The sequence below is a fragment of the Burkholderia sp. E168m23 genome, from assembly GCF_016586125.1.
In the GTDB taxonomy this organism is placed as follows: domain Bacteria; phylum Pseudomonadota; class Gammaproteobacteria; order Burkholderiales; family Burkholderiaceae; genus Burkholderia; species Burkholderia orbicola.
In genome coordinates this window covers 1-6,463 of the sequence record NZ_BCPP01000357.1, presented here as the reverse complement: position 1 = coordinate 6,463, position 6,463 = coordinate 1, and the positions used below count along the sequence as shown (strand labels likewise).

Genomic DNA, 6,463 nt, shown 5'->3' with positions numbered 1-6,463 from the left:
CTCGACGCACCCACGCGCAGCTTCGGCATGCGCGTCACACGTGCGACGCCGCGCCGTCCAGCGCCGCGCGCACGCGCTCGACGCGTTGCGCGTCGACGGGCGCCAGCACCTCGCCGCGCGGCCGCACACCCGAGCCGAAATGCACCGCGCGCACGCCGGTGGCGCGGACGAAGTCGCCGACCGCGTCGATCGTGAGCCCCGAGCCGGCCAGCACCGTGCAGGTCGTGCCCGCCGCCTGCCGCACGAGCCGCGTGATCGTCGCGACCGCATCGAGCACCGACGGATGGCCGCCCGACGTCAGCACGGACGTGACGGCCGGCACGCGCAGCAACGCGTCGAACGCGGCGTTCAGATCGCGCGCGACGTCGAATGCGCGGTGAAACGTGAGCGCGCGCCCGTCGGCGGCCGCCGCGATCCGGGCCAGCGCACCGAGATCGACGTCGCCATGCGCGTCGAGCGCGCCGAACACGACCCCGTTCGCGCCGGCCGCGACCGCCGCGCGCACGTCGCGCTCGATCACGCGCAGGTCGTCGGCGTCATAGACGAACGAGCGGCTGTGCGGACGCACGATCACGTTGACCGGAATCGGCACGGCGGCCACGACGGCCTCGATCAGGCCGACGCTCGGCGTCAGCCCGCCTTCGGTGATCGCGGTCACGAGTTCGAGGCGGTCGGCGCCCGCGCGGGCGGCGGCCTTCGCATCGCCGACGGTCGTGGCGATCACTTCGAGGAGAACGGAGGAAGCGGCGTGTCGGTTCATGGGCGGCCCGCGAATCATCTGGACAATTCGCGCATCCTAGCCGAGCCGCGTGACGGACGCCAGCGTGGCGGCCGCCGCGGACTTCAGCCCAGTACGTCAGCCGCGCCGCACGAGCCAGACGCCGACGAGCGCGGACAACGCCGTCACCGCGGTGCCGGACACGAACCGGAACATGCGCGCATCGAAGTACGCGCCCTGCTGCTGCATCACGTCGACGATCGCCGGTGTGAGCACGAGCATCCCCCAGCCGAGCATCCCGAGCGCCGTGGTCGCGGCCGCGACGAGCAACGTGATGCCCGCGCCGCGCGCACGCGGCCGGAATACGCCGGCAAACGCACCCGCGGCCAGCAGCACGGCCGACACCGCGAACAGCACGGCAACGAATACGGCCGTCGCGCCCGCGTAGCCGACTTTCATGAACGAGGCCATCTGCGCGGCCATCACGCAAAAGCCGGCGATCGAGAACAGCACGATCGCCAGCGCGTTGCGCACGACGCTCACGCGAAGGCGTGCCGGAAATACGCGGTCGCCGGGCGCCGGAACAGCAGATAGACGAACACCGCGAACAGCAGGAAGCCGGGAATCAGCACCATGAACATCGACTTCGGCATGTTGACGAACGAAAACGCGAAGCCGAACACCGACGTCGCGAGGTAGGCCTTGCGCGACCACTCGCGCCCCTTGAGGATCGCGACGCCGATCACGACGTTCGCGGCTTCGATGATCACGCTGATGCCGAGCGTCGCCCAGACTGGCAGCAGGTAGTGCGACAGCAGCGCCTGGGTGGTCGGCATGCCGATCGAGAACGGCGTATACACGCAGGTGATCGCGTTGGTCACGATGATGATCCACGCGAGGATGGTCAGCGAAATTGGTCTTTTCATGGTGTTTTCCTTTTTATATTCGCCGCCATGGTGGCCCCCGGGACGGCGCGCGCGGTCACGACGGCCGCGCTCGCGCCATTGTCGGGGAAGCGCACGGTGAACGCAACGGCCGCCCCCGCAGCCCCGCGCGCCCTCTCCGCATGCGAGCCGTGCGTCGCTACGCGGCCTGCGCGTCGTCGTCGAGCCAGTCGATATCGCCGCACAGCACGCGCTGCGCATCGCCGACGCGCACGGCCACCGACAGCGTCACGCACGGCTGCGCCTCGTTGATCGACAGGTACGGCCGCGTGACCTGCACGCGCCCCGGCTCGGCGATCGCCGAGCGGAAATACGGCCGGCGCAGCCAGTTCGCGCCCTGCGCGTCCGCCAGCGGCGAAAAACGCGCCTCGGCCAGCGCGCGATCAGCGCGCAGCACGACGTTGCGGCCCGACTGCCGGCCCTGCGCATCGAGCAGGAAGCAGCGCGCGGCGGCGTCGAGCGCGAGGAAATTCCAGCACACCTCGTCGAGCGGCTCGCCGGCCTCGAGGCGCTCGGCCGCGCGTTCGAACGCGCGCAGGTACGGGGCGAGCCGCTGCGTGTCGCGCCGCTCGCGCGCTTCAGTCTGCTGACGAAAGCGCTCGGTCAGCTCGCCGATGCAGCCGGTCGCGGCCGCGCTGTCGGGCAGCCCCGGCGCCGGGCGGCCGAAGTAGTAGCCCTGCACGAAATCGGCCTCGCACGACAGCGCGATCTGCGCTTCGTGCTCGGTCTCGATCCCTTCGACGAGCACCAGCTTGCCGGCCTCGTGCAACAGCGTCACGAGCCCGTGCAGGATCGCGGTGAGCCCGGTGCGGTGCGCCGCGTGCGACAGCATGATGCGGTCGAGCTTCACGATGTCCGGGTTCAGTTGCCAGATCCGTTCGATGTTCGAGTGGCCCGCGCCGAAATCGTCGAGCGCGATCAGGAAGCCGTGCGTGCGGAATTCGCGCACGGCCTCCGCGAGCCGCTCGACGTCGTCCGCGCGCTGTTCGAGCACCTCGAGCACGATGCGGCGGGGCGGCATGCCGAGCCGCTTCAGGTTCGCGAGCAGCGCGGCCGCCTGGAACGGGTCAGTGAGCACGCCGGGATGGACGTTGAGAAACAGCCACTCGCGCTCCGCGCCGAGCAGCGCGAAATTCTCCAGATGCAGCGCCTGCGCGAGCCGGTCGAGCTGCAGCAGTTCGTCGCGGCGCGCGGCTTCGCCGAACACGTCGAGCGGCGACACGGCGCGGTCGAGCGCATCGTGCGCGCGCAGCAGCGCCTCGTAGCCCACCGCGCGCTGATGCGACAGGCTGAATATCGGCTGGAACACGGTCGTGAGCGTCAGGTCGCGATGCTGCGTCGCCAGCCGTTCGAGGCCGGAGCTCATCTCCCGCTCGAACCGGTACGGCGACGCGGCGGCCGGACGCTCCTGTTGCACGATCGTCATGCTTCCTCCTGGTGATGCAATCGAACGCGACGTCCGCCGAAACGGACGACGAACGGGACGGCGCGCAATGTCATGGTTGGACCCTCGGTTGCCCGGCGCGGGCCGGGTGGCTACCCACCTTCAAGCAAGCTCCGTGCAAGGCGCGCAGAACCCATGCGCCGCGCGGCCGCACGCGGCCACCGCACCACCGTGGCGCGCTACTCGCGCACCATTTCCGTGCGCACGCACCGACCGCTTGAACGCGCCCGTCACGTCGGCACGCTACACTCCGTACGATCGTTTCATTTCACGTCATTCGCCGTATCGATGGAAATCGTTTTCACAGTCCTCATTCTGCTGCTGACCGTCGCACTGTCCGGCGCCGTCACGCGCCTCCTGCCGTTGCAACTGCCGTTGCCGCTGATGCAGATCGCGTTCGGCGCGATGCTCGCGTGGCCGAAGCTGAACCTGCACGTCACGTTCGATCCCGAGATCTTCATGCTGCTGTTCATTCCGCCGCTGCTGTTCGCGGACGGCTGGCGGATTCCGAAACGCGAGCTTTATCTGCAGCGCCGCGCGATCCTGATGCTCGCGTTCGGGCTCGTGTTCATGACGGTACTCGCAGTGGGCTACTTCGCACACTGGCTGATTCCCGAGTTGCCGCTGCCGATCGCGTTCGCGCTCGCTGCGGTGCTGTCGCCGACCGACGCGGTCGCACTGTCGGGCATCGCCGGCAAGGGCCGCATTCCGCCGCAACTGATGCACATCCTCGAAGGCGAGGCGCTGATGAACGACGCGTCGGGCCTCGTCGCGCTGAAGTTCGCGATCGCGGCCGCGCTCACCGGCGTGTTCTCGCTGCGCGCCGCGTCGGTCACGTTCGTGATCGTCGCCGCCGGCGGGCTCGCGACGGGCGCGATCGTGTCGTGGGTATTCAGCGCGCTGTCGACGCGCTTCCTGAATGCCGAGCAGGAAGGCGATCCGGCCCCCGGCATCGTGATGACGCTGCTGGTGCCGTTCGCCGCCTACCTGTTCGCCGAGCACCTCGACCTGTCGGGCGTGCTCGCGGCCGTGTCGGCCGGGATGATGATGAATTACACGAGCTTCTCGCGCAAAAGCACCGTCGCGTCGCGCGTGCGCGCCGAAAGCACGTGGGCGATGATCGAATTCGTGTTCAACGGCATGGTGTTCATCATGCTCGGGCTGCAGTTGCCGCACATCATCGGCCGCGCGCTCGTCGACGCGCACCATACGAGCGACGCGCTGGTCGGCCGCATGATCTTCAACGTGTGCGCGATGATGCTCGCGCTGTATGCGATCCGCTTCCTGTGGGTGTGGCTGCTGCGCTGGTTCGCGAGCCGCCGCGCCGCGCGCCATGGCCTCGCCGGCACGATGGCCGGCGTACGCACGATCGCGGTGATGACGGTCGGCGGCGTGCGCGGCGCGGTCACGCTCGCCGGCGTGCTGTCGATTCCGGTCGCGCTGTCCGACGGCGCGCCGCTGCCGGGCCGCGACACCGCGATCTTCATCGCGTCGGCCGTGATCCTCGGCTCGCTGATCGTCGGGGTGATCGGCCTGCCGCTGCTGCTGCGCGGCGTGCGCTCGACGCGCAACCCGCTCGGCAACGAGGAGCGCATCGCACGCTCGGCCGCCGCGCAGGCCGCGATCCGCGCGGTCGATTCGTCGCACGACGCGATCTCGGCCGATCTCGACGAATCGGGCGCGGCGCGCTGCGCGGACATCTCCGCGCGCGTGATGGATCAATATCGCCGCCGGCTCGCCGCGCTGGCCGACGACGGCCCCACGCCGCGCGCGCAAGCGCAGCAGGCCGAAACGATGGAGCTGCAGATGCGGATCGCGGCCGTGCGCGCGGAACGCTCGGCGCTGTACCGGCTGCGCAGCGACAGCAAGATTTCCGACGAGACGCTGACGAAGCTGCTCCGCGAGATCGACCTGTCTGAAACCGCGCTGTCGACGCGCAAGAAAGGCATTGTTTGACGGGGCCGGCTGCGGCCCGCGCGCAGCCACCCAGGACCATAAAAAACGGCGACGCTCGCACGAGCATCGCCGTTTTCACATCCACTCACGCTCGCGTTACTTCGCGACGACGACCGGAATCCCCTTCAGCATCCCCGCGCCCTTCATCTCGTCGAGCGCATGCTGCACGGCCGCGCTCGTCGCCGCGTCGATGCCGAGCTGCAGCGCGAGCTCGCGTTCCGCACGCTTCACGCCGGCCAGGTTGCGCACCTTCACGTGACCGAAGCCGCGCACGCGCGCGTGCAGGTCGGCCAGTTGCACGACCTGCGCCGTATTGCCGGGGGTCATCGCGGCGAACGCACGCGTGAGCGTCGTTTCGTAGTCGTCGGCCAGCGCGCGCTCCATCTTGCGCTCGACCGTGCGGCCGAACGGATCGAGCCACGTGCCGCGCAGGCTGCGCACGCGCGCCAGCATGCCGAACACCGGCCACATCCACTGGCCGAACACGCGCTTCTTCGGCGTACTGCCGTCGCTGCCGGCCTTCGCGACCGTCGGCGGCGCCAGGTTGAACTTCACGCGGTACGTCTGCCCCGGCACGCCTTCGAACTGCGCTTCGAGCGCCGTGCGGAACGCGTCGTCCGTGTACAGCCGCGCGACTTCGTATTCGTCCTTCACCGCGAGCAGCCGGTAGAACGTCGTCGCAACCGCGCGCGTCAGCGCATCGTCGCCCTTCGCGCGCGCCGCGTTCACCAGCGCCCGATAGCGCTCGACATAGCGCGCACCGCCATACGCGTCGAGACGCGCCTCGCGATCGGCGATCAGCTCGGCAAGCGTCTCCGGCGCGGCGTGGACGGCCACCGCATGACGCGCGTTCCACAACGCGTCGAGGCCCGCCGCGTCGCCGGCCGCCATTCGGCCGATCGAGAACGCAAGCTTGTTCATCGGTACCGCGACGTTGTTCAGCTCGATCGCGCGCATCATCGCGGCGAGCGACACCGGCACGAGGCCGAGCTGCCACGCGTAGCCGAGCATCAGGATGTTCGCGCCGATCGAATCGCCGAGGAATTTCGCGGCGAGCGCCTGCGCGTCGCAGCTCGACAGGTAGCCGTCGCCGGCCGCGTGGTGCATTTTTTCAAGCAATGCGTCCGCATGCAGGTTCGCGTCGGGGTTCTGCACGAACGACGCGTTCGGAATCCGGTGCGTGTTGACGACGATCCGCGTGCGCGCGTGACGCACCGTCTGCAGCGCCTCGGCGCTCGCACCGACGACCATGTCGCACGCGAGCAGCACGTCGGCCTGCTGCGTGTCGATGCGCACCTGGTTCAGCCAGCGGTCGCTCGACGCGATCCGCACGAACGACAGCACCGAGCCGCCCTTCTGCGCGAAACCCATGAAGTCGAGCACCGATGCGCTCTTGCCTTC

General features: G+C 69.4%; 6 protein-coding genes. 1 reads left to right on the top strand and 5 read right to left on the bottom strand.

The window, feature by feature from the left end:
* Positions 1-34: 34 nt before the first annotated feature.
* The 4 genes from JMF90_RS18875 to JMF90_RS18860 all read right to left on the bottom strand — a co-directional run bounded on the left by JMF90_RS18875 (position 35) and on the right by JMF90_RS18860 (position 3,088).
* Positions 35-760 (bottom strand): copper homeostasis protein CutC, encoded by a 726-nt coding sequence (locus JMF90_RS18875; protein ID WP_053524072.1) that lies wholly within the window; start codon positions 758-760, stop codon positions 35-37.
* A 96-nt stretch (positions 761-856) separates the two neighbouring features.
* Positions 857-1,261 carry a hypothetical protein gene (locus tag JMF90_RS18870; protein ID WP_077180407.1) on the bottom strand — a complete coding sequence of 135 codons (405 nt, stop codon included), beginning with the start codon at positions 1,259-1,261 and terminating at the stop codon, positions 857-859.
* The gene (locus JMF90_RS18865; protein WP_077180408.1) at positions 1,258-1,644 is read right to left on the bottom strand and encodes a hypothetical protein; all 387 of its coding nucleotides are present in this window, start codon (positions 1,642-1,644) and stop codon (positions 1,258-1,260) included. Before JMF90_RS18865 ends, JMF90_RS18870 begins: the two co-directional genes overlap by 4 nt.
* A gap of 157 nt (positions 1,645-1,801) precedes the next feature.
* A complete protein-coding gene (locus JMF90_RS18860; RefSeq protein ID WP_011546344.1) occupies positions 1,802-3,088 on the bottom strand; it encodes an EAL domain-containing protein in 1,287 nt (428 codons plus the stop codon).
* A gap of 306 nt (positions 3,089-3,394) precedes the next feature.
* Here JMF90_RS18860 and JMF90_RS18855 point away from each other — a divergent pair, with 306 nt between their 5' ends.
* Entirely contained in the window at positions 3,395-5,062 is a 1,668-nt protein-coding gene (locus JMF90_RS18855) for a Na+/H+ antiporter (protein WP_054928153.1), read from the top strand.
* A gap of 96 nt (positions 5,063-5,158) precedes the next feature.
* Here the strand turns inward: JMF90_RS18855 and JMF90_RS18850 are convergent.
* On the bottom strand, positions 5,159-6,463 hold a 1,305-nt coding region (locus JMF90_RS18850; RefSeq protein ID WP_201325310.1), incomplete at its 5' end, for a DUF6537 domain-containing protein.